Raw genomic sequence first — 20,611 nt, 5'->3', positions numbered from 1 at the left:
AATCCTAGGGACCCAGGCGCTCGGCGCCACTCGGGAACGTGCAGCGGTCCGGATCCGGACTTTCGCGGCATCATCGCGGCGTTTCGGGGAACACTTGAAGTACGACGGGATACGTCCGCGCGGCCCAGGGGGTGGTGATGGCCTACCGGCACGAGGAATTCGTCGCTGCACTGTCGAAGTTCGCGCAGCGCCTGCTGACCCCGTACGAGGTCGACGCCGCCCTCGACGCAGTCGTGCGCAAGGTGACCTCCGTGCTCGAACTGACGGGGGCCGGAGTGACTCTGCACGTCGACGGCCGGCTCCGGTTCGTCACCGCCGCCGGCGACCGGATCGAGGCGATGGAACGGTGCCAGGAGCGATTCGACGCCGGACCGTGCGCCCACGCGTTCAACCACGGCGAGACCGTCGCCGTCGCCGATGTCCGCGGCCGCGACGACCTGTGGCCGGAATTCGCCGCCGAGGCACGGCTGCTCGGGATCGCCGCCGTCGCCGGCGTCCCGATGCAACTCGGCGAGGTCAAGGTCGGTGCCCTGGACCTCTACTGCCGCCAACCCCGGGAATGGGCCGACGACGAACTCGCCGCCGCGCAGGTGTTCGCCGACATGGCCACCGGTTACATCGTCAACTCCGACAAGCTGCGCCAGCAGGAACAGCTCTCGGCGCAACTGCAGACCGCGCTCGACACCCGCGTCGTCGTCGAGCAGGCCAAGGGCATCACCGCGCAGGCCCGCGGCGTCACCCCGGCCGCGGCGTTCGAACTGATCCGCTCCTACGCGCGCCGCCATCAGGCGCCGGTGCGCGCCGTCGCCCAGGCGATCGTCGAGGTCGGTCTGCGCATCTGAGCGCGTCAGATCTCCGCACCGATCTCCCGCACGAGAGCAACCAGTTTCCGGTGGTGCGAGCCCGCCCAGTAGATCCGGCCGCACTCCGTGCAGCGGGAGAAGTCGTCGTAGAAGCGGCGAGTGAGCGGCTCTAGCTGCTCGAGCACCTCCTCCTTGGGCACCGCGACGAGTCTGCCGTTGCAGCGCAGGCACCGGGTGAACGGAGCGAACCGTGCCCCGAGATCGAGTCGGCGCACGACCTCGACGATCTGCTCGAGCGGACGGTCGGCGTGCACGAACAACCCGTGGGTGATCTCCCGGCGCTCGAGCAGTCCACGGTCGCGGGTCAGCAGGATCCGCTGATGGGCACTCCCGATCCGCGCCAGTTCCGCATCGTCCATGTCGGACGTCCAGAGCACGTCGAACCCGAGCAACCGGAGCAGGCGTGCCAGGCGACCCAGGTTCACGTCGACCACGAAGCGGGGGTCACGCAGCGGAACCGGGCGCAGCCGGGTGATCGGTTCGATGTCGAGCGCTTCGAACAGCGGATAGACCGCGATGCGGGCACCCGGCCGCGGGCGGTACGCGAAGTCCACCGGCTCCCCGTCGACCACGATCAGGTCGATCTCGGTGTGGGGTATGCCCATCGCCTCGACGACGTCCTTGACCGTCTGGTGGCTCCGGAACGGTCGCCGCACCGCGACGCCCCGTGACTCGGGCGCAACGAAGTCGTTCAACTCGGCGTACGCCCGGACCTCGACATGGCCGGTCATCGAACGATGGTCGCGCGGAGCGTGGATCGGCACAACCTCCCGGAGCCCGACTATCCGGCACGCGCCTCCGGCGGCAGCGTGTGCCGGCGGAAGTCGATCGACATCGAGCAGGTTGAATACACTGACCGGATATCGGTTCACGGCGCTGCCGGACAGAGAACCGAAGGGTGGTCGGGATCGCCCGCCCTTCGGCGGGGTGATCGTGCGCTGCCGACCGCCCGGGCTCGCGACCGGCTCGGGGCCTGGCAGCACGCGACCGACTCGGGATCGTCGGCGATCAGCACAGCAGGAGCACCCGATGACCACTCGCACCGGACCGCACCGGATCGCCCCCGGCGTCCACCTGCTCCGGGCCGGGCGGACTGCCGTCGCCCCCAACGTCTACCTGCTCGGGTCGGGAACGCCGTGGGTACTGGTGGACGCGGCCTGGGCCGGCAGCGCCGAGGCCGTCACCGCGGCAGCAGAGTCGTTGTTCGGCCGGGGCACGAAACCGGCGGCGATCGTGCTGACCCACATCCACCCGGACCACTGCGGGGCGGCCGGAGCGCTGGCCCGGACCTGGCGAGCGCCGGTGTATGTGCACCCCGCGGAGCTGCCGATGGCTGCAGGCCGCTACCGGCAGGAGTATCCGATGCCGCTGGACCGGTGGCTGGTGGCCCCACTGATGCGACTGCTGCCCCGGCGGACTCGGGCGCGGATCGAGCAGGCAGGCGACATCACCGACGTCGTGCGCCCGCTGGAGCCGGGGGGCGTGGTGCCGGGACTGCCGGACTGGCAATGGGTTCATACCCCCGGGCACACCCCTGGGCACGTGGCCTACCTGCGGCGCAGCGACGGCGTGCTGATCACCGGGGACGCCGCGGCGACCGTGGACCTGAACTCGGTCACCGGGGTGCTGACCGGCCGGCAGCGGCCGGCCGGGCCACCCCGGTACACCACCTGGAACTGGCCGGCGGCCGTGCGGTCCGTCGCTGCCCTGGCGGCACTGGAGCCGCGGATACTCGCCCCCGGGCACGGGCTGCCGCTGACCACCGGGACGACCGGGGCGCTGCACCACCTGGCCCGGCAGCTCGACCGCCCCCGGGCCGGCCGGTTGCGCAGGCTCCGGACCGCCGTGGCCGCGCCCCGCTACGGCGGAGCGGGCCGGTATCGGCCCCCACCGCCGCTGTACGCGCGGCTGCAGTGGCTCGGCCACGCGCTGACCCGGCTGCGACTCAGTCCGCGGAGTGTCGTGACGCTCGAGGTCCCCGGCCGCCGCTCCGGTGTCGTGCGTCGGACCAACCTGGTGCTGCTGGACCACGACGGCGAGCAGTACCTGCTGTCGCTGGCCGGGCAGTCCCAATGGGCCCGCAACGTGCGGGCTGCCGGCGGGCGCGCGGTGCTGGCTCGCGGTCGCCGACGCCGGGCGGTCACCCTGGCCGAGATACCGGTCCCCGCCCGTGCCGACATCGTCCGCGCCTATCTACTGCGGGGCGGGCGGCAGCCCGGCCACCGGAAGATCGCTCGGGAGGCGGACATGTACTTCGGCCTGACCGGTGAACCCACCCCGGCGGAGCTCGCGGCCGTGGCCCCGCGCTACCCGGTTTTCCGCGTCACCGATACCGCCCCCCACCAGCCGTGATATCGGTCACTTCCTGTCGCGCACCGCGTCTGCGCGTCGACGGCGGTTCCGTCGCCCAGCTGGGGGTTTCTCCGGGTCGATCGGGTCGATAGATGCAGGCTATCAATGGAATGGGCTCGACCGATTGGCCTTATCTATCGAAACTCGTTAGTGTTCGAAAGGTCAGATTCCCCATCGACCGAACAGAGGTTCAACGTGGCCCTGATCAACAAGCAGATCAAGCCCTTCTCCGCGACCGCCTACCAGGAGGGTGGTTTCATCTCCGTCTCCGACGAGGACATCAAGGGCAAGTGGGCGATCTTCTTCTTCTACCCGGCCGACTTCACCTTCGTCTGCCCGACGGAGCTCGGTGACCTTGCCGACCACTACGAGGAGCTGCAGAAGCTCGGCGTCGAGGTCTTCTCGGTCTCCACCGACACTCACTTCACGCACAAGGCGTGGCACGACTCCTCCGAGACCATCGGCAAGATCAAGTACGCCATGATCGGCGACCCGACCCTGCAGATCAGCACCGACTTCGAGGTGCTGCGCGAGAACGAGGGCCTGGCCGACCGCGGCACCTTCCTCGTCGATCCCGACGGCATCGTCCAGTTCATGGAGGTCACCGCCGAGGGCATCGGCCGCAACGCCGCCGAGCTCGTCCGCAAGGTCAAGGCCGCCCAGTACGTGCGGTCGCACCCGGGCGAGGTCTGCCCGGCGAAGTGGGAAGAGGGCGCCGAGACCCTCGCCCCGTCGCTGGACCTCGTCGGCAAGATCTGACACCTCCGGATCCGACATTCCTGCGGCGCGGGGCCCGGCCCACATCGGGCCCCGCGCTCCCGGAGCGCCGAACCACCCGGCGCCGTGCGCCTTCCGATCACCGCTTCCCACCCGTCGATGGAGTAGATACCCATGCTCGAAGCCTCGCTCGCCGGCCAACTGAAGTCCCTCCTCGAGCGGCTGACCCTGCCGATCGAGCTCGTGTCCTCCCTCGACGACGGACCCAAGTCCGCCGAACTCGCCGCCCTCCTCGACGAGATCGCGGCGATGTCGGACAAGATCACCCACGAGCGCCGCGACGACGACGCCCGGCGCCCCTCCTTCGCCATCCACCGGGTCGGCACCGACATCGAGGTCCGCTTCGCCGGCATCCCGCTCGGTCACGAGTTCACCTCCCTCGCACTCGCCCTCCTCCAGGTCGGCGGTTACCCGTCGAAGGAGCCGGAGGAACTGCAGCAGCAGGTCCGCGACCTGGACGGCGAACTGCACTTCGAGACCTACTTCTCGCTCTCCTGCCAGAACTGCCCGGACGTCGTGCAGGCCCTGAACCTGATGTGCGTGCTCAATCCGCGCATCAAGCACGTCGCCATCGACGGTGCCCTGTTCCAGGACGAGGTCGACGGGCGCCAGGTGATGGCCGTACCGACGGTGTACCTCAACGGTGAGCTGTTCGACTCGGGCCGCATGAGCCTCGAGCAGATCGTCGGCAAGCTCGACACCGGCGCCGCAGACCGCGCGGCCGCCGCGATCGCCGAGAAGGACCCGTTCGACGTACTCGTCGTCGGCGGCGGACCGGCCGGCGCGGCCGCCTCGATCTACGCCGCCCGCAAGGGAATTCGAACCGGTCTCGCTGCCGAGCGCTTCGGCGGCCAGGTGCTCGACACCATGGCGATCGAGAACTTCGTCTCCGTGCCCTACACCGAGGGTCCCCAGTTCGGCGCCGCGCTCGACAATCACGTCCGTCAGTACGACGTCGACGTCATGAACCTGCAGCGCGCCGCGAAGCTCGTGCCCGCGACCACCGAGGGCGGCCTCGTCGAGGTCGAACTGGACAGCGGCGCCTCCCTGCTCGCCCGTACCGTGATCCTGTCCACCGGCGCGCGGTGGCGCTCGATGAACGTGCCCGGCGAGACCGAGTACCGCAACAAGGGCGTGACCTACTGCCCGCACTGCGACGGACCGCTGTTCAAGGGCAAGCGCGTCGCCGTGATCGGCGGCGGCAACTCCGGCGTCGAGGCCGCGATCGATCTCGCCGGCGTCGTCGCGCACGTCACGCTCGTCGAGTTCGACTCCGTGCTGCGCGCCGACGAGGTGCTGCAGCGCAAACTGCGCAGTCTGCCCAACGTCGACATCGTCGTCAGCGCGGCGACCACCGAAGTCCTCGGCGACGGAAACAAGGTCACCGGCCTGACCTACCTGGACCGCACCACCGAGACGTCGCACACGCTCGAGCTCGAGGGCGTCTTCGTCCAGATCGGCCTGCTGCCCAACACCGAGTGGCTCGCCGGCACGGTCGAGTTGTCGCCGCGCGGTGAGATCGTGATCGACGACCGCGGCCAGACCTCGGTGCCGGGTGTGTTCGCGGCCGGCGACTGCACGACGGTGCCGTACAAGCAGATCGTCGTCGCCGCCGGTGCCGGCGCGACGGCGGCGCTCGGCGCGTTCGACCATCTCATCCGTACCAGCGCCCCGGCCGAGGACTCGGTCGCCGCGACCGTCCGGTAGTTCGTCCGTCGTGAATCTGCGTGATCTCGAGTACCTGGCCGCAGTGGCGCACCATCGCCACTTCGGCCGGGCGGCGGAGGCCTGCTTCGTCAGCCAGCCGACGCTGTCGACCCAGATCCGCAAGCTCGAGCAGGAACTCGGCGTCGAACTCGTCGAGCGGAGCCCGCGTCAGATCACCCTGACCGGCGCGGGCACGCAGATCGTGGAGCGCGCCCGGATCATTCTGAGCGAGACCGCGAACATCCGCGAGATCGCCCGGCAGTTCTCCGACCCGGAGTCGGGCACGCTCCGCATCGGCCTGTTCCCGACCCTCGCCCCGTACCTGCTCCCGCACGTCGTGCCGTCGGTACGGGCGAGGTTCCCCGATCTCGAACTGCTGTTGATCGAGGAGAAGACCGAGGACCTGCTCGAGCGGCTCCGCCGCGGCGACCTCGACGTCTGTGTGCTCGCACTGCCGATCGACGACGACCACCTGCACCAGGAGTACCTGTTCTCCGAGGACTTCGTGCTCGCCGTCCCGGCCTCCCATCCCCTGGCTGCCACCCCCGAACCTGCCCCGCTGTCGGTGATCGCGGACGAGAGCCTGCTGCTGCTCGAGGACGGTCACTGCCTGCGGGACCAGGCCCTCGAGGTGTGCCGGCTGACCGGAGCCGCCGAACGCAACGGCTTCCGGGCGACGAGCCTCGAGACCCTGCGGCAGATGGTGATCGCAGGGGTGGGGGTGACCCTGCTGCCGCGCCTGGCCGTCACCACCCCGGTCGCGCAGCCCCCGGAGATCCGGCTGCTGCGGTTCGCCGATCCCGTCCCGCGTCGCCACATCGGCATGTTCTGGCGCAAGACCAGCGGCTTCCGCGACTTCCTGCCTCAGCTGGCCGAGATGTTCCGCCGGCTCCCCGAGGGCCTGGTCGACACGACACCGCCCGCGTGAGCGGCAGTCCGCGGCACCGGCCGTTCCGGACCGCGGGCACGTGCTGCAGGATGGGCGGGTGCCCGAACCCATCCGTCTCGTCGCCGACGTCGACACCGGTATCGACGATGCGCTCGCATTGCTCTACCTGCTGGCGAGTCCGGAAGCGGAGATCGCCGCGGTGCTCTCCACCGCGGGGAACGTGCCCGTCGCGCAGGTGACCGCGAACAACCTGGCGTGGCTGCAGGTGTGCGGCAGACCGGACATCGAGGTCGCCGTCGGATCGGAGGCCCCGCTCGTCGCGCCGCTGATGACCACCGAGGACACGCACGGCCCGCTCGGCGTCGGTTACGCCGACCTGCCCACCCCCGGTCACGGTCCCTCGGGCCGCAGTGCCGCCGAGGCGTGGGTGGAACTGACCCGCGCGCACCCCGGCGAACTCGTCGGCCTCGTCACCGGTCCGCTCACCAACCTGGCGCTGGCCGTCCGGCTCGACCCGCAACTCCCCCACCGGCTGCGCCGTCTGGTCGTGATGGGCGGGGCGTTCAACTACCCGGGCAACACCACCCCCACCTCGGAATGGAACGTCGCGGTGGATCCGGAGGCCGCGAAGGCGGTGTTCGACGCGTTCTCCGCCGTGCCGCCCGACCGCCGGCCGATCGTGTGCTCCCTCGACACCACCGAGTCGATTGCTATGCGGCCCGAACACCTGCGACGTCTCGCCGAGACCGCGGGAAGCGTCCCGGCCGAGATCCTCTCGCCGGACGATCCGCGCGGTCTGCGCTCGCAGGAGTCCAACCCGATCGTGCGGCACCTGTCCGATGCGCTGCGCTTCTACATGGAATTCCACCGCGACCAGGGTCAGGGCTTCCTGGCACACGTCCACGATCCGTTCGCGGCGGCGGTCGCCCTCGGAACGGTGCCCTTCACCACCCGCCCGGCGACGGTCGACGTCGAACTCGACGGCCGGCTCACCCGCGGCACCACCGTCGCCGACTGGTCCGGCATGTGGGGCCGCCCGCCGAACGCCGAGATCGTCGTCGCCACGGACCCGCAGGCCTTCTTCGATCACCTCGTCGAACGGGTCGGTGCACACGTCGCGGCCCTGTTCCGGCCGGCCTGACACGCGTGCGTGTATGGCCGAATGTCACACCGGTTCGATCAGATCGAACCGGTGTGACATTCGGCCACAAGGGGTTCCGCGAGCGGGACCCGTCAGGCGCGCGCCAGGACCTTCGCTTCCTCCTTCTCGACCACGACGGCAGGCTGCGCGGCGGCCGGGCCGTGGTCGTCGACCATGGTCTCCTCGTCGAACGGGATGCGGCCGGCGAGGACGTCGCGGACGCGACCGCGGTCGACGGTTCCGGTCCACGTTCCCACCAGCAGGGTGGCGACGGCGTTGCCGGAGAAGTTGGTGACTGCGCGCGCCTCGGACATGAACCGGTCGATGCCGACGATGAGGCCGACGCCGTCGAGCAGCTCCGGACGGTGGCTCTGCAGGCCGCCGGCGAGCGTGGCCAGGCCCGCCCCGCTCACCCCGGCCGCGCCCTTCGACGCGACGATCATGAACACCAGCAGGGAGAGCTGCTCGGCCAGCGACAGCGGCGAACCGAGCGCGTCGGCGATGAACAGCGAGGCCATCGTCAGGTAGATGGCGGTGCCGTCCAGGTTGAACGAGTACCCGGTGGGCACGACGACACCGACGGTGGTGCGCTCGACCCCGACATGCTCCATCTTCGCGATGAGCCGCGGCAGCGCGGACTCGGACGAGGACGTCGCGAAGATCAGCAGGTACTCGCGGGCCAGGTACTTGACCAGCTTGAAGATCGACACCCCGGACACCATCCGCAGCAGGGAGCCGAGCACACCGAACACGAACAGCACGCAGGTGAGGTAGAACCCGATCATCAGGGTGCCGAGCTGGACGACCGCGCCGAGACCGGTCTGCCCGACCACGTTGGCGATGGCGCCGAAGGCACCGATCGGAGCGAGCCACAGGATCATCGACAGGATCTTGAACACGAGCTTCTGCACGTAGCCGATACCGCGCAGGACCGGCTCGCCGGTCTTGCCGAGGGACTGCAGCGCGAAGCCGACCAACAGAGCGACGAACAGGGTCTGCAGCACGCTGCCCTCGGTGAGCGCCGACAGCAGCGACGTGGGGATGATCGACGCGATGAAGTCCATGGTCCCGCCCGTGGCGTGGGCCTTGTCGGCCAGCGCGGCGCCGGCGCCGGCGGTCTCCGGGGACAGGTTCAGGCCGCTGCCCGGATCGAGCAGGTTGCCCACCACCAGGCCGATGCCCAGCGCGACGGTGGACATGCCGAGGAAGTACACCATCGCCAGGCCGCCGACCTTGCCGACGCTGGCGGCGGCCCGCACCGAGCCGATGCCGAGGACGATTGTGCAGAAGATGACCGGGCCGATCATCATCTTGATGAGGTCGACGAACATCGTGCCGAGGACACCGAACGACTTGCCGACGTCCGGGGCGAGCCAGCCGACGAGGACGCCGGCCACCACTGCCACGATGACACCGACGTAGAGCCAGTGCGTGCGGTCTCTGCGCTTGGCCGGTGGCGTGGCGCCGGGTGCCCGGGAGTCTGGTGACGTGCTCATGGCGGATCCTCTCGGATGGGCGTTTCGGGGGCTTCGTGATCGCGGTCACGTTCCTGATAGAAATGGTGGTGTCGCAGCCTCACCCGGTGAAGATTGCGTTCATTTCGTTCAGGTGATGTCGCGCTCACGAGGCGGACCCACCGGCATCCGGAAGGAGTACGCCCGTGCCGCCGACCGCGCACCGGCCGTCGATGAGCGTCGCGCGTCAGCTGCTGGTACTGCAGCTGGCCGTGCTCGCCCTGGTCATCGGCGCCGGCACCGTCCTCGTCGGGATCGACGAGCGCCGCGACAGCGACGACGCCACCCGCCGCACCGTCGTCGCAATCGCCGAATCCCTGGCCGGGTCCGACTCGACGGCGGCGGCGTTGCGCACACCGGACCCGACGGCGGTGCTGCAACCGCGCACCGAACGCATCAGGGAGGCGACGGGCACCGATTTCATCGTCGTGATGGCGCCCGACCGGACCCGGTACACCCACACCGACCCTGCGATGATCGGTCTGCCGTTCAGCGGCAACATCGAACCGGCGCTCGCCGGCACCGTCTTCACCGAGACCTATGCCGGCTCGCTGGGCCCGTCCATCCGGGCCGTGGCGCCGATCGTCGACGACGGACAGGTCGTCGGCCTCGTCGCCGTCGGCGTCACCCGCGCGAGGGTCGCCGACCAGTTCGCCCGCGGTCTGCCCGCTCTGCTCGGTCTGTCGGCCGCAGCTCTGGCCGTCGCGACCGGCGGCGCCGTGCTCGTCAGCCGGCGCCTGCGCCGCCAGACCCTCGGACTCGCGCCGGACGAGTTGCGCCGGCTCTACGAGCACCACGACGCGGTCCTCCACGCGATCGGGGAGGGCCTGATCGTGATCGGCACCGACGAGCCCGCACGCGTGGAGGTCGTCAACGACGAGGCGCGGCGCCTGCTCGGTCTCGGCGACGGCCCGGTCACGACGGACGATCTGCCCGAGGCGCTGCGCGTGACCGGCCCGGACGCGGACGCCCGCGGCGACGTACTCCTCACCGAGGACCGCGTCCTGGTCGTCGACCGGAGCCCGGTGCAGTGGGAGGGCCGGCGGATCGCCACGGTGACGACGTTGCGGGATCGCACCGAACTACGTACGGTGCTGGGCGAACTGGACTCGGTTCGCGGTTTCGCCGACGCGCTGCGCGCGCAGGCGCACGAGTCGGCGAACCGGCTGCACACCATCGTCACGATGGTCGAACTGGGACGTCCCGAGGAGGCGGTCGCGTTCGCGACGGAGGAACTGCGCCTGTCGCAGCAGCTCATCGACCGGCTCACCGCGTCGGTGCAGGAACCGGCACTCGTCGCCCTGCTGCTGGGGAAGATCAACGACGCCGCCGAACGCGGCGTCGAATTGACCGTCACCGACGACACCGCACTGGGCTCGACCCCCCTCGGCACCCGCGATCTGGTGACACTCGTCGGCAACCTGGTGGACAACGCCATCGACGCCGCCCGGGCCGTCGACGAACCGTGGGTGGAAGTGACGATACGACAGGATGATTCGAACATGATCGTCGAAGTTGCGGACAGCGGACCGGGCATGTCGCCGGAGGTCCTCGCCCGCGCGATGACGCGGGGCTACTCCACGAAGGCAGACCACCACGGACTGGGACTGGCACTGGTCGCGCAGGTGGTGGCGCGCCACGGCGGCACCCTGCGGACCGAGCCGTCGCTGGGCTCGATGGTCGTCGCCGAGATCCCCTTGCAAACCGAGCACGCAGGCAGCGCACAGTGATTCGCGTCCTCGTCGTGGAGGACGAGTCCCGCATCGCCGACGCCCACCGCGCGTACGTCGATCGTCTGCCGCAGTTCACGGTGGTCGCCGTCGCCGACACCGGCCGGAACGCGCTGCGTGCCGTCGCCGAGGCCGCGAAGGCAGGAGAGCCCGTGGATCTGGTGCTGCTGGACATCGGACTGCCCGACATGAGCGGCCTCGACGTCGCCGCGGCGTTGAGCGGGACCCGGCCGAGCCCGGACATCATCGCTGTGACCTCCGCGCGCGACCTCGAGGTCGTCCGCACCGCCGTCGCCCGGGGTATCGTGCTCTACCTGCTCAAGCCGTTCACCTTCGCTGCCCTGAGCGACAAACTCGACCACTACCTGGCCTACCGCAAGGCGCTGGGCGCGTCCGGCGCGGCCGCCGGCCAGCACGACATCGACCGGGCGATGGCGGCGCTGCGGACCTCCGATCCGCGCGCCTCGTCCCCGAAGGGCGTCGCGCCGCACACCCTCGATGCGGTCGCCCGGTGCCTGAGGGAAGCGCCGGGGCCGCTCACGGCCGCGGAGGTGGGCAGCGCGGTGGGCGTGTCGCGGGTGACGGCGTGGCGGTACCTCGAACGCCTGGCCGACGACGGCGTCGCCGCCCGGCACACCGAGTACGGCCGCGCCGGCCGGCCGCAGATCCGCTACGCCCCGCGCTGAGCGGGCGGCCTGTGGGACCGAATGTCACATCGCGTCGATGTCATCGACGCGATGTGACATTCGGCCACCAGGCAGTCGGCCACAACACCTTTCAGGGACGGTATGCGCCCGACGTCTCGAGGACCCACGCGAACTCGAAGGCCACCTCGCGCCACTTCTCGTAGCGACCGGACACGCCGCCGTGACCGGCGCTCATCTCCGTCTTGAGCAGCAGCGGCGAGTCGCCGGTCTTCGTGGCGCGCAGCTTGGCCACCCACTTGGCCGGTTCGACGTAGAGCACCCGGGTGTCGTTGAGGCTGGTGATCGCGAGGATCGCCGGGTAGTCCTTCGCCTCGACGTTCTCGTACGGGCTGTACGAGCGCATGTACTCGTACACCTCGGGGTTGTCGAGGGGGTTGCCCCACTCGTCCCACTCGATCACCGTCAGCGGCAGCGACGGGTCCAGGATCGACGTGAGCGGGTCGACGAACGGCACGTTCGCGAGGATTCCGGCGAACAACTCCGGTGCGAGATTCGCCACTGCACCCATGAGCAGTCCGCCCGCGCTGCCGCCGTCGGCGACGAGGCGGTCCGGCCGGGTCACACCGGTGTCGATCAGGTGCCGGGCGCAGGCGACGAAGTCGGTGAAGGTGTTCTTCTTCGCCAGCGTCTTGCCGTTTTCGTACCAGTGCCGGCCCATCTCGCCACCGCCCCGCACATGGGCCACCGCGAAGACCATGCCCCGCTCGAGGAGCGACAGCCGCGCCACCGAGAAGCCGGGGTCGATGCTGGCCTCGTACGACCCGTACCCGTAGAGCAGCGCCGGCGCGTTCGCGGGCGTACCCTTGCGGGCCACGATCGACAGCGGGATGCGCGTGCCGTCCTCGGCCACCGCCCAGTCCCGGCGCTGCTCGTAGTCCGACGGATCGAAGTCACCGAGCACCGGCTGGGCCTTGCGCAGCAACAGCTCTCCGGAGTCGACGACGTAGTCGTAGACGCGGCTGGGCGTGATGAACGACGTGAACCCGAGCCGCAGCATCGGCTGGTGCCATTCCGGGTTCGCGCCCGGACCCACCGCGAACAGTTCCTCGTCGAACTCGAGTTCGGTCAGCTCGCCGTAGCCGTCGGCGGTCAGCGGCCACACCGCGAGCCGGGTCAGCGCTTCCCGCCGGTAGCCGAGCACGAGGTGCCCGGCGAACGCATCGACGTCCTCGAGGCGCACGTCGTGTCGGTGCCCGATGAGGGTGCGCAGGGCAGACGGATCGTCCACGGGCGCCTCGGCGAGAACGAAGTTCTCCGCCTTCTCGCGCGTGACCGCACCCGTCGCGTCGTCCACCATCTCGACGACGTCGTTGTGCATGACCAGGAACCGGTCCTCGCCGCCGACGACGGCATGCTCGGCGCCGTACTCGACACCCTCGCGCCGCGGCAGCAGCACGCGGAATTCGCCGGTGGGATCCGCGGATTCGAGCACCCAGCCCTCGGTGGTGATCTTCGATCCCACCCAGATCATCAGGTACTTCTCGCTGCGGGTGGTGCCCACCGACACCCAGAACCGTTCGTCGGACTCGTGGAAGACCTCGACGTCCTCGGTGTGCGACGTTCCCAGACGGTGCCGCCACACGGTGTCCGGCCGCCAGGACTCGTCCACGGTGAGGTAGAAGATGTGGCTGTTGTCGATCGCCCACGTCGCGCCGGGTGCGGTCCCGGGGACCTCGTCGGCGAGCAGCTCACCGGTGCCGAGGTTCTTGAATCGCAGCGTGTAGCGCTCGTCGCCGACGACGTCGACCGAGTAGGCGAGCAGCGTCCCGTCGTGGCTGATCGAGAACGCACCGAGGGAGAAGAACTCGTGCCCGGCGGCCTCGACGTTGCCGTCGAGCAGCACCTGCTCGCCCGGCAGTTCCACACCCGGTGCCAGCTCCGGCGGGTTCCAGTCGTCGGGGTCGGAGACCGGGCAGCGGCACTGGATGCTGTACTGCTTGCCCTCGACGGTCCGGGCGTAGTACCACCAGTCCCCCATGCGGGTGGGTACCGACATGTCGGTTTCCTGCGTGCGGGACTTGATCTCCTCGAAGATCTTCTCCCGCAGGGGTGCCAGGTGCGCGGTCTGCTTCTCGGTCCACGCGTTCTCGGCCTCGAGGTGCGCGACTACCTCGGGGTTCTCCTTGTCGCGGAGCCACTCGTACTCGTCGACGAACGTGTGTCCGTGATGAACCCGCTCGGACGGGACCCGCTTGGCGATCGGCGCGGTCATGCGCTCGGCCCCAGCCAGTCGGAGAACGACAGACCCGAGATCCGTTCGTAGGCTTCGATGTACCGCTCACGGGTGGCATCGACGATGTGCTGCGGCAGTGGCGGCGGCGGGGTGTCGGAGGCACGGTCCCAACCGGACTCGGGGCTCGTCAGCCAGTTGCGGACGAACTGCTTGTCGAAGCTGGGCTGCACCTTGCCGGGCTCGTAGCCCTCGGCGGGCCAGTACCGCGACGAATCCGGGGTGAGCACCTCGTCGGCGAGGACGAGGTTGCCACCGTCGTCGAGACCGAACTCGAACTTCGTGTCGGCCAGCAGGATGCCCTTGTCCGCCGCGTACATCGCGGCGCGGCCGTAGATGTCGAGAGTGTCCTCGCGCAGCTTCACGGCGAGATCCTGGCCGACCTTGTCGACGACCTCGTCGAAGGTGATGTTCTCGTCGTGGTCGCCGATCTCGGCCTTGCTCGCCGGAGTGAAGATCGGATCCGGCAGGCGGCTGGCCTCCACGAGGCCGTCTGGCAGCGGGACGCCGCACACCGCGCCGGTCTGCCGGTAGTCGATCAGGCCCGATCCGGTGAGGTAACCGCGGGCGACGCACTCGATCGGCACCATCTTCAGCCGTTTGACGACGAGGGCGCGACCGAGGACCTCGGCGGGGATGCGGTCGTCGTCGGGCTCAGCGGCGAGGTGATGGTTCACCTCGAGCAGGTTGAAGAAGAACACGCTCATCGCGGTGAGCACCCGGCCCTTGTCGGGAATCGGGGTGTCGAGCACGTGATCGTATGCCGAGATCCGGTCGCTGGCCACGAGGAGCAGGTGCTCGTCGTCTATGACATACAGGTCCCGGACCTTGCCGCCGGCGAGGTGGGGGTAGGACTCGAGTGATGGACGCACGGTGCCACCCTAGTGCGCCGCCCGGACCTGCACGGCACCCCCGCCCGATCCCGGGATCGTTCACTATGACAATGATCGTGACCGGAACCCCACCCCGAACAGGAGCGTGATGTCGGCGGCACCCCGGATCGACGTGGGTCTGCGCTCGGAACGCGGACCGATTCTCGCGGCCTTGATGCTCGCCACCGCGCTCGTCGCACTCGAGAGCACCGTCCTGGCCACCGCCGTCCCGACCATCGTCGCGGACCTCGGCGGCTTCACGCAGTTCCCGTGGCTGTTCTCGAGCTATCTGCTCACCCAGGCCGTGCTCGTGCCGGTCTACGGCAAGCTGTCGGACGTGTACGGGCGCAGACCCGTGCTGGTGTTCGGCATCGCGCTGTTCGCCCTGGGTTCGGCGCTGTGTGCGCTGGCATGGAGCATGCCGGCACTGATCGCGTTCCGCGCGGTACAGGGGCTGGGTGCGGGGGCCGTGCTGCCGATGGCGCAGACCATCGCCGGCGACATCTACACCGTCGCCGAGCGCGCGAAGGCCCAGGGCTACCTCGCGAGCGTGTGGGGCATGTCGGCGATCGTCGGCCCCGCCGTGGGCGGGGTCTTCTCCGACTACGTGTCATGGCGGTGGATCTTCTGGATCAACCTGCCGCTGTGTGCGCTGGCCGTGGCGGTGCTGCTGAAGGCGTTCACCGAGTCACGGCCGTCCGGGCCGCGGCGGCCGGTGGACCGGGCCGGTGCCGCGACGCTCGCCGCAGGCTCGGGACTGCTGATCCTGGGCCTGCTCGAGGGCGGACAGGCCTGGGCGTGGGTGTCGGCGCCGAGCGCCGGGGTGTTCGCGGCCGGCGTGACGCTGTTGCTGCTGTTCGTGTGGGTGGAGCGGCGCGCGGCGGAGCCGATCCTGCCGCCGTGGGTGTTCGCCCGCCGGGTGGTGCTGACCAGCAGCGCGGTCGCGGCCCTCGTCGGCGCCGTGGTGCTGGGCCTGACCTCCTACGTGCCCGCGTTCGTGCAGGGGTCGCTGGGCACCACGGCCCTCGTGGCGGGATTCACCCTGTCGACGATGACGATCGGGTGGCCACTCGCGGCGGCGCGCTCCGGCTGGTTCTACCTGCGGATCGGATTCCGCAACACCGCGATGATCGGGTCCGTCCCGGTGCTGGCCGGCACCGGTCTGCTGACGTTGCTCGACGAGCGGTCCCCGGTGTGGCAGGTCGCGGGGTGTTGCGTACTCGTCGGCCTCGGAATGGGCCTGATCGCGAGCCCGGCGCTGATCTCGGCGCAGTCGAGCGTGACGTGGGCCGAGCGTGGTGTGGTGACCGGGGCGTACTCGTTCGCCCGATCGATCGGCAGCGCCGTCGGGGTCGCGGTGTTCGGGGCACTGGCGAATTCGGCGCTGGCCGCACATGGTGCGGCCGGATCGGGACCTCTCGGGCCGGAACGGCTCGCCGACGCGGTGGCGCCGGTGTTCGTCGCCCTTCTCGTGGCCGCGGTGGCCCTGGCCGTGACGGCTGCCACGATGCCGAACCGGCCTGCGGAACCACCCGACCCCACTTAGGTTGGAAAGGCTCACCTAAGGTGTGAGGCATGTCGAACGAAGACGGGCTGCTGCCCAGCGTCATCGAAGTCGCGAAGGTCGAGGACATCACCCCCCGCATGCGCCGCGTCACGTTCGCCGGCCGCGGCGTCGAGGTCTACGCGAGCGACCCGACCCGGGTGCCCAACATCAAGCTGATCTTCCCGCGGGAGAACGGAGACCTCGACCTGCCGGTCAACACCGGCGGCCGGCGCCTCGAGTGGCCCGACCCCACGCTCAAGGCGCAGGTCCGCACCTACACCGTGCGGCGACTCGACCCCGCGGCCGCCGAGATGGACATCGACTTCGTCCGGCACGGCGACGAGGGCCTGGCCGGTGCCTGGGTGGAGCGGGCCCGTCCCGGCGATCGCATCGCGGCGGCCGGCGGCGGCGGGATCGTCGCACCCCCGGCCGACTGGTACCTGATCGTCGGCGACGAGACGGCGCTGCCCGCGATCGGCCGCATGCTCGAACGCCTCCCCGAGGGCGCCCGGGGCACCGCCGTCGTCGAGGTCGCCGACGAGGGCGAGCACCAGGACCTGCGCTCCCCCGCCGACATCGACATCCGCTGGGTGCACCGCGACGGCGCCGCCGCGGGCACCACCACGCACCTGGCCGACGCGGCGACCGCCGTGCCGATCCCCGCCGGCGAACTGAAGCGATTCGCGTGGGTATCGGCCGAATCGAAGACCGTGCTGCGGATGCGCAGCTACCTGCGCGACGAGGCCGGTTTCGACCGCAGGTCCACCCTCGTCATCGGCTACTGGCGCCGCGGCATGACCGAGACCGGGTACGGCCGTACCACCGACCACGACCGGGACTTCACCGAGCACGACGTCTGAGGCGGGCGGTCAGGGCGACGCGTCGGGCCCGTGCACCTGGTCGTGCAGGGCCTCCATCCGGACGTCGAGGTCGCGGGCGGTCGCGGCCGCCGCCCGCAGCTCGTCGAGCAGTCCGGCGGGCACCGCCTTGTCGTACTTGTAGAAGATCTTGTGTTCGAGGCTGGCCCAGAAGTCCATCGCGACGGTGCGGATCTGCAGTTCGACGAACACCGGCTGCACGCGGTCGGACATGAAGACGGGGACCTCGACGATCGCGTGCAGGCTCCGGTATCCGTTGGGCTTCGGGCGCGCGATGTAGTCCTTGACCTGGACGACCCGGATGTCGTGCTGCCCGGTGATCAGGTCGAAGATCCGGTAGACGTCGGAGACGAAGCTGCAGGTGATGCGGATGCCGGCGATGTCGTAGATGTTCTCGCGGATCGCGTCGAGGGTGAGCGGCAGGTTCTTGCGGACGGCCTTCTCGACGACCGATTCGGGAGTCTTCAGCCGCGACTTGACGTGCTCGATCGGGTTGTGGTCGTGGGTGAAGCCGAACTCCTCCCGCAGGATGTTGATCTTGGTCATCATCTCGTCGATCCCGAACTTGTAGACCATCAGGACACGGCGGAACTCCCGTTGGAGCGCGATCTGCGGTGGGTCCAGCTGGAGCTGCGCCGACTCGAGTCCTGGTTGCCTCAGCTGCACGTCGTGAGCGCCGTCCACCGTTTCCGTCACCGTCTGTCTCCTCGTCGCCTTCCCGATCGAGTCTGCCAGGTCGGCCGGGGACGCGGCCCGGAGACGACTCGCAGCCACGACGACGAGCGTGGGTACGGGGCGCAGCGACCGCGCCGGAGCGGCATGGTCGCTGCCCCGGCGCACCCCCTGACCGTCCGTCCCGAGGGATCGGATCCGGCCCCACTCAACATGTCGTATCTCCCTCCGGCACAGCAAGATCGACGAGGTAGCGCGCGACGGGAAGGTCGATGCACCACTGGCCGCTCAGCACCACCCCGTGCTGGGTCCCGCGGTACGTGACGAGCACCGCATCCAGTTGCTTCGCCAGGTCCACACCCGCTTGGTACGGCGTGGCCGGATCCTCGGTGGTAGAGACGACGACGATCGGGGGCAGGCCGTCGGCGTCCACGGCGTGCCGATCCCCCGACGGCGGCACCGGCCAGAAGGCGCACGCACCGAGCGGCGCGTTGCCGGTGCCGCGGCCGTCGTCGAGGAACGGTGCCGCTTCGCGGGACCGGGTGTCGAGTTCGCCGGCGACCGCCGGGTCGGTCACGGCGACGTCGTCGACGCACCGCACCGCTGCCATCGCCTCGCTGGAGTTCGAGTACGAGCCGTCGGCGAACCGGCCCTCGTACATGTCGGCCAGCAGCAGCAGCGTGTCGCCCCGGCCCTGCTCCAGTTCGGTGAGTCCGGTCCGCAGGTACTCCCAGCCCTGCGGCGAGTACAGGGTGGCGATGACACCGGTGATCGCGTTCGGATAGCTCAGTCCCCGCGGATCGTCCGTGGCCGCGGGACGGTCGATCAGGGGATCGACCAGCGAGCGGAACCGCTCGACCGCGGCCGCGGGATCGGCACCGAGGGGGCAGTCCTCGCCGGTCGCGCAGTTCTCGGCGAACGCGTCGAATGCCTGCTGGAAGCCGGCGGCCTGCCGCACCGCCTCCTCGACGGGGTCCTGCTGTGGATCGAGCGCCCCGTCGAGCACCATCGCGCGCACGTTGCCGGGGAACGCCTCCGCATAGGCCGAGCCGAGCCGGGTCCCGTACGAGTATCCGAGGTAGTTCAAACCGGCGTCGCCGAGCGCGGCCCGGATGACGTCCATGTCCCGCACCACGTCGCGGGTGCCCACGTGTGCCAGCACGTCGGCGCCGGTGCGTTCGGCGCAGCGTGCCGCGTACTCCCGGCTCTTCTGTTCGGCCCGGGCAATGCCCTCGGCGGTCATGTCCACCACGGGATCCTGCCGCCACGCGTCGGTCTCCCCGGGTGTCAGGCAGTCGATCTGCGGTGTCGACGCCCCGATTCCGCGCGGATCGAATCCGACGACGTCGAACCGCTCGGCGAGTTCGGTGCCGGCGGCGACGACGGCCGTCCCGAGCCCGGAGGCCCCCGGCCCACCCGGGTTGACGAGCAGCGATCCGATCTTCTCTCCCGTCGCCCGTGAGCGGGACAGGGCGATCTGCGCCGTGTCGCCCTCGGGGTTGTCGTAGTCGATGGGCACGGTGACCCGCGCGCACTCGAGCCCGGCTCCGACCAGGTCCGATCCGTCGGTGCTGTATCCGTCGCACGATTCCCACCGGACCTGCTGGGTGTAGAACGGTTCGAGGCCGGGCGGGATCTCACCGGTCGTCGAAGCGAAGCCGGTCGCGACGACCGGAGACGAGAACCCGCCCACCGTCAGGGCCGTCGCCGCTCCCGTTGCGGTCACCCACTGCAGGACTCGTCGCCGGATCCCGCGTTCACCGTTCGACGCCATGAATCGACCTGCCCTCCAGTGGTACTCGACCGGAGGAAGCAGATTCCTCCGCGGACCACTACAGGGTCGGCGTCGGCGGCGATCGGTACCACCACCCCGAGGGTGCCGATGGGCACCCCCTCGACGGCACCGCGCGGCCCACTCGTGCGGTCAGTCGGGCCGCTCGGCGATGCGCTTTATCGCCTCGAGGCGACGGTCCCACTGCCGTCCGATCGAGTCCAGTTCGCCGGCCAGTTCGCCGAGCCGGGCTCCGACCGCCCGGTAGCGGATCTCCCGCCCGATCCGGAACGACTCCACGAGCCCGGCATCGGCCAGCACGGTCAGGTGCTTCGCGATCGCCTGACGGCTGACCGGCAGCCGCTCCGCGAGCGCACTCGCGGACAGGTCCTCGGCGCCGATCGCGGTGAGGATGTTCCAGCGGGTTTCGTCGGCCAGTACCGCGAGCACCGCCGGAACTCCCTTCGCCACGTCGTTCACCGGGATTCCAGGAACTCCACCAAGTCGCCGAGTTCGGCGCGCCAGCCGTCGACGTTGCCGTCGTGGGCCGACTGCGGATCGACGAGTTCCTCGAAGCCGGTCTCCACCAGGGTCAGCCGGGTGCCGCCCTCGATCTCCGCGAGGTCGAACCGCACCACCGTGGAGTTGCCCGGCACCGGGTCCACGTTCGCGTCGCGCGCCCAGCGGTAGACGAGTGTCTTCGGCTCGTCCACGTGCTCGATCAGTACCCGGAAGGGACCGTCGTCATGCCCCGTCCAGCCGAACGCGCCCGTGCCGCCGGGTGTTGCGTCGAATTCGATTCTGTCGCCGAACCATTGCGCGATGAGCTCGGGTTCGGTCAGTGCGGCCCACACCTTGGTGGCCGGGGCCGCGATGTCGATGGTGCGGGTGATGTCGAGCGGGTCCATGATCGCCTCCAGTCCGGGGATAGGATTTGTGCAACTCCAGAGTTGCACCTTTTA

At 69.9% G+C, this 20,611-nt stretch carries 18 protein-coding genes; 10 read left to right on the top strand and 8 right to left on the bottom strand.

The window, feature by feature from the left end:
- The first annotated feature begins 137 nt into the window (after positions 1–137).
- A complete protein-coding gene (locus tag AC2IPW_RS04590; protein WP_416062766.1) occupies positions 138–842 on the top strand; it encodes an ANTAR domain-containing protein in 705 nt (234 codons plus the stop codon).
- Between the two features lie 5 nt (positions 843–847).
- On the opposite strand, the gene AC2IPW_RS04585 is transcribed toward AC2IPW_RS04590, so the two are convergent.
- Positions 848–1,594, bottom strand: coding sequence for a Mut7-C RNAse domain-containing protein (locus tag AC2IPW_RS04585; protein WP_416062765.1), 747 nt, complete (start codon positions 1,592–1,594; stop codon positions 848–850).
- A 298-nt stretch (positions 1,595–1,892) separates the two neighbouring features.
- On the opposite strand from AC2IPW_RS04585, the gene AC2IPW_RS04580 reads away from it, so the two are divergent.
- From AC2IPW_RS04580 to AC2IPW_RS04560, 5 genes are all read left to right on the top strand, one after another.
- The gene (locus AC2IPW_RS04580; RefSeq protein ID WP_486376389.1) at positions 1,893–3,215 is read left to right on the top strand and encodes an MBL fold metallo-hydrolase; all 1,323 of its coding nucleotides are present in this window, start codon (positions 1,893–1,895) and stop codon (positions 3,213–3,215) included.
- A gap of 195 nt (positions 3,216–3,410) precedes the next feature.
- Positions 3,411–3,974 carry an alkyl hydroperoxide reductase subunit C gene (gene ahpC / locus AC2IPW_RS04575; RefSeq protein WP_003936729.1) on the top strand — a complete coding sequence of 188 codons (564 nt, stop codon included), beginning with the start codon at positions 3,411–3,413 and terminating at the stop codon, positions 3,972–3,974.
- Positions 3,975–4,106: 132 nt separating this feature from the next.
- Entirely contained in the window at positions 4,107–5,699 is a 1,593-nt protein-coding gene (gene ahpF, locus AC2IPW_RS04570; protein ID WP_486376388.1) for an alkyl hydroperoxide reductase subunit F, read from the top strand.
- A gap of 10 nt (positions 5,700–5,709) precedes the next feature.
- On the top strand, positions 5,710–6,627 hold the full coding sequence (locus tag AC2IPW_RS04565) for a LysR substrate-binding domain-containing protein (RefSeq protein ID WP_003936731.1): 918 nt from the start codon (positions 5,710–5,712) through the stop codon (positions 6,625–6,627).
- 58 nt (positions 6,628–6,685) lie between these two features.
- A complete protein-coding gene (locus tag AC2IPW_RS04560; RefSeq protein ID WP_486376387.1) occupies positions 6,686–7,729 on the top strand; it encodes a nucleoside hydrolase in 1,044 nt (347 codons plus the stop codon).
- A gap of 92 nt (positions 7,730–7,821) precedes the next feature.
- On the opposite strand, the gene AC2IPW_RS04555 is transcribed toward AC2IPW_RS04560, so the two are convergent.
- Entirely contained in the window at positions 7,822–9,225 is a 1,404-nt protein-coding gene (locus AC2IPW_RS04555; protein ID WP_486376386.1) for a cation:dicarboxylate symporter family transporter, read from the bottom strand.
- A gap of 191 nt (positions 9,226–9,416) precedes the next feature.
- Between AC2IPW_RS04555 and AC2IPW_RS04550 the strand changes: the two genes are divergently transcribed.
- Together AC2IPW_RS04550 and AC2IPW_RS04545 are read left to right on the top strand one after the other, a co-directional pair.
- Positions 9,417–10,973, top strand: a complete 1,557-nt coding sequence (locus AC2IPW_RS04550) for a sensor histidine kinase (protein ID WP_416063613.1) — start codon at positions 9,417–9,419, stop codon at positions 10,971–10,973.
- Positions 10,970–11,659 (top strand): response regulator, encoded by a 690-nt coding sequence (locus tag AC2IPW_RS04545; protein ID WP_416062760.1) that lies wholly within the window; start codon positions 10,970–10,972, stop codon positions 11,657–11,659. Before AC2IPW_RS04550 ends, AC2IPW_RS04545 begins: the two co-directional genes overlap by 4 nt.
- A 91-nt stretch (positions 11,660–11,750) precedes the next feature.
- Here AC2IPW_RS04545 and AC2IPW_RS04540 read toward each other — a convergent pair whose 3' ends face one another.
- Together AC2IPW_RS04540 and AC2IPW_RS04535 are read right to left on the bottom strand one after the other, a co-directional pair.
- Positions 11,751–13,892: a S9 family peptidase gene (locus AC2IPW_RS04540; protein WP_416062759.1), complete on the bottom strand. Its 2,142-nt coding sequence runs from the start codon at positions 13,890–13,892 to the stop codon at positions 11,751–11,753.
- The gene (locus AC2IPW_RS04535; RefSeq protein WP_289380694.1) at positions 13,889–14,782 is read right to left on the bottom strand and encodes a phosphoribosylaminoimidazolesuccinocarboxamide synthase; all 894 of its coding nucleotides are present in this window, start codon (positions 14,780–14,782) and stop codon (positions 13,889–13,891) included. Before AC2IPW_RS04535 ends, AC2IPW_RS04540 begins: the two co-directional genes overlap by 4 nt.
- A 109-nt stretch (positions 14,783–14,891) precedes the next feature.
- Here AC2IPW_RS04535 and AC2IPW_RS04530 point away from each other — a divergent pair, with 109 nt between their 5' ends.
- Both AC2IPW_RS04530 and AC2IPW_RS04525 read left to right on the top strand, forming a co-directional pair.
- Positions 14,892–16,328 carry an MDR family MFS transporter gene (locus AC2IPW_RS04530; protein ID WP_486376385.1) on the top strand — a complete coding sequence of 479 codons (1,437 nt, stop codon included), beginning with the start codon at positions 14,892–14,894 and terminating at the stop codon, positions 16,326–16,328.
- Positions 16,329–16,357: 29 nt separating this feature from the next.
- Positions 16,358–17,188: a siderophore-interacting protein gene (locus AC2IPW_RS04525; RefSeq protein WP_486376384.1), complete on the top strand. Its 831-nt coding sequence runs from the start codon at positions 16,358–16,360 to the stop codon at positions 17,186–17,188.
- 9 nt (positions 17,189–17,197) lie between these two features.
- Here the strand turns inward: AC2IPW_RS04525 and AC2IPW_RS04520 are convergent, their stop codons facing one another.
- From AC2IPW_RS04520 to AC2IPW_RS04505, 4 genes are all read right to left on the bottom strand, one after another.
- Entirely contained in the window at positions 17,198–17,902 is a 705-nt protein-coding gene (locus AC2IPW_RS04520) for a GTP pyrophosphokinase (RefSeq protein WP_003936740.1), read from the bottom strand.
- Between the two features lie 184 nt (positions 17,903–18,086).
- Positions 18,087–19,652, bottom strand: a complete 1,566-nt coding sequence (locus tag AC2IPW_RS04515) for an alpha/beta hydrolase (RefSeq protein WP_486376383.1) — start codon at positions 19,650–19,652, stop codon at positions 18,087–18,089.
- A 150-nt stretch (positions 19,653–19,802) separates the two neighbouring features.
- A complete protein-coding gene (locus tag AC2IPW_RS04510; RefSeq protein ID WP_003936742.1) occupies positions 19,803–20,129 on the bottom strand; it encodes an ArsR/SmtB family transcription factor in 327 nt (108 codons plus the stop codon).
- A complete protein-coding gene (locus AC2IPW_RS04505) occupies positions 20,126–20,557 on the bottom strand; it encodes an SRPBCC family protein (RefSeq protein WP_486376382.1) in 432 nt (143 codons plus the stop codon). The genes AC2IPW_RS04510 and AC2IPW_RS04505 overlap by 4 nt, the downstream gene beginning before the upstream one ends.
- Positions 20,558–20,611 lie beyond the last annotated feature (54 nt).

Source organism: Rhodococcus sp. NS-SX18 (genome assembly GCF_057367935.1).
This window is presented reverse-complemented; position numbering and strand designations above follow the sequence as displayed.

Bases quoted from the DNA above. Each gene is read 5' to 3' on its own strand.
- AC2IPW_RS04590 (WP_416062766.1), top strand. From the start codon at position 138: ATGGCCTACCGGCACGAGGAATTCGTCGCTGCACTGTCGAAGTTCGCG.
- AC2IPW_RS04585 (WP_416062765.1), bottom strand. From the start codon at position 1,594: ATGACCGGCCATGTCGAGGTCCGGGCGTACGCCGAGTTGAACGACTTC.
- AC2IPW_RS04580 (WP_486376389.1), top strand. From the start codon at position 1,893: ATGACCACTCGCACCGGACCGCACCGGATCGCCCCCGGCGTCCACCTG.
- ahpF (WP_486376388.1), top strand. From the start codon at position 4,107: ATGCTCGAAGCCTCGCTCGCCGGCCAACTGAAGTCCCTCCTCGAGCGG.
- AC2IPW_RS04555 (WP_486376386.1), bottom strand. From the start codon at position 9,225: ATGAGCACGTCACCAGACTCCCGGGCACCCGGCGCCACGCCACCGGCC.
- AC2IPW_RS04550 (WP_416063613.1), top strand. From the start codon at position 9,417: ATGAGCGTCGCGCGTCAGCTGCTGGTACTGCAGCTGGCCGTGCTCGCC.
- AC2IPW_RS04540 (WP_416062759.1), bottom strand. From the start codon at position 13,892: ATGACCGCGCCGATCGCCAAGCGGGTCCCGTCCGAGCGGGTTCATCAC.
- AC2IPW_RS04530 (WP_486376385.1), top strand. From the start codon at position 14,892: ATGTCGGCGGCACCCCGGATCGACGTGGGTCTGCGCTCGGAACGCGGA.
- AC2IPW_RS04525 (WP_486376384.1), top strand. From the start codon at position 16,358: ATGTCGAACGAAGACGGGCTGCTGCCCAGCGTCATCGAAGTCGCGAAG.
- AC2IPW_RS04515 (WP_486376383.1), bottom strand. From the start codon at position 19,652: ATGGCGTCGAACGGTGAACGCGGGATCCGGCGACGAGTCCTGCAGTGG.
- AC2IPW_RS04505 (WP_486376382.1), bottom strand. From the start codon at position 20,557: ATGGACCCGCTCGACATCACCCGCACCATCGACATCGCGGCCCCGGCC.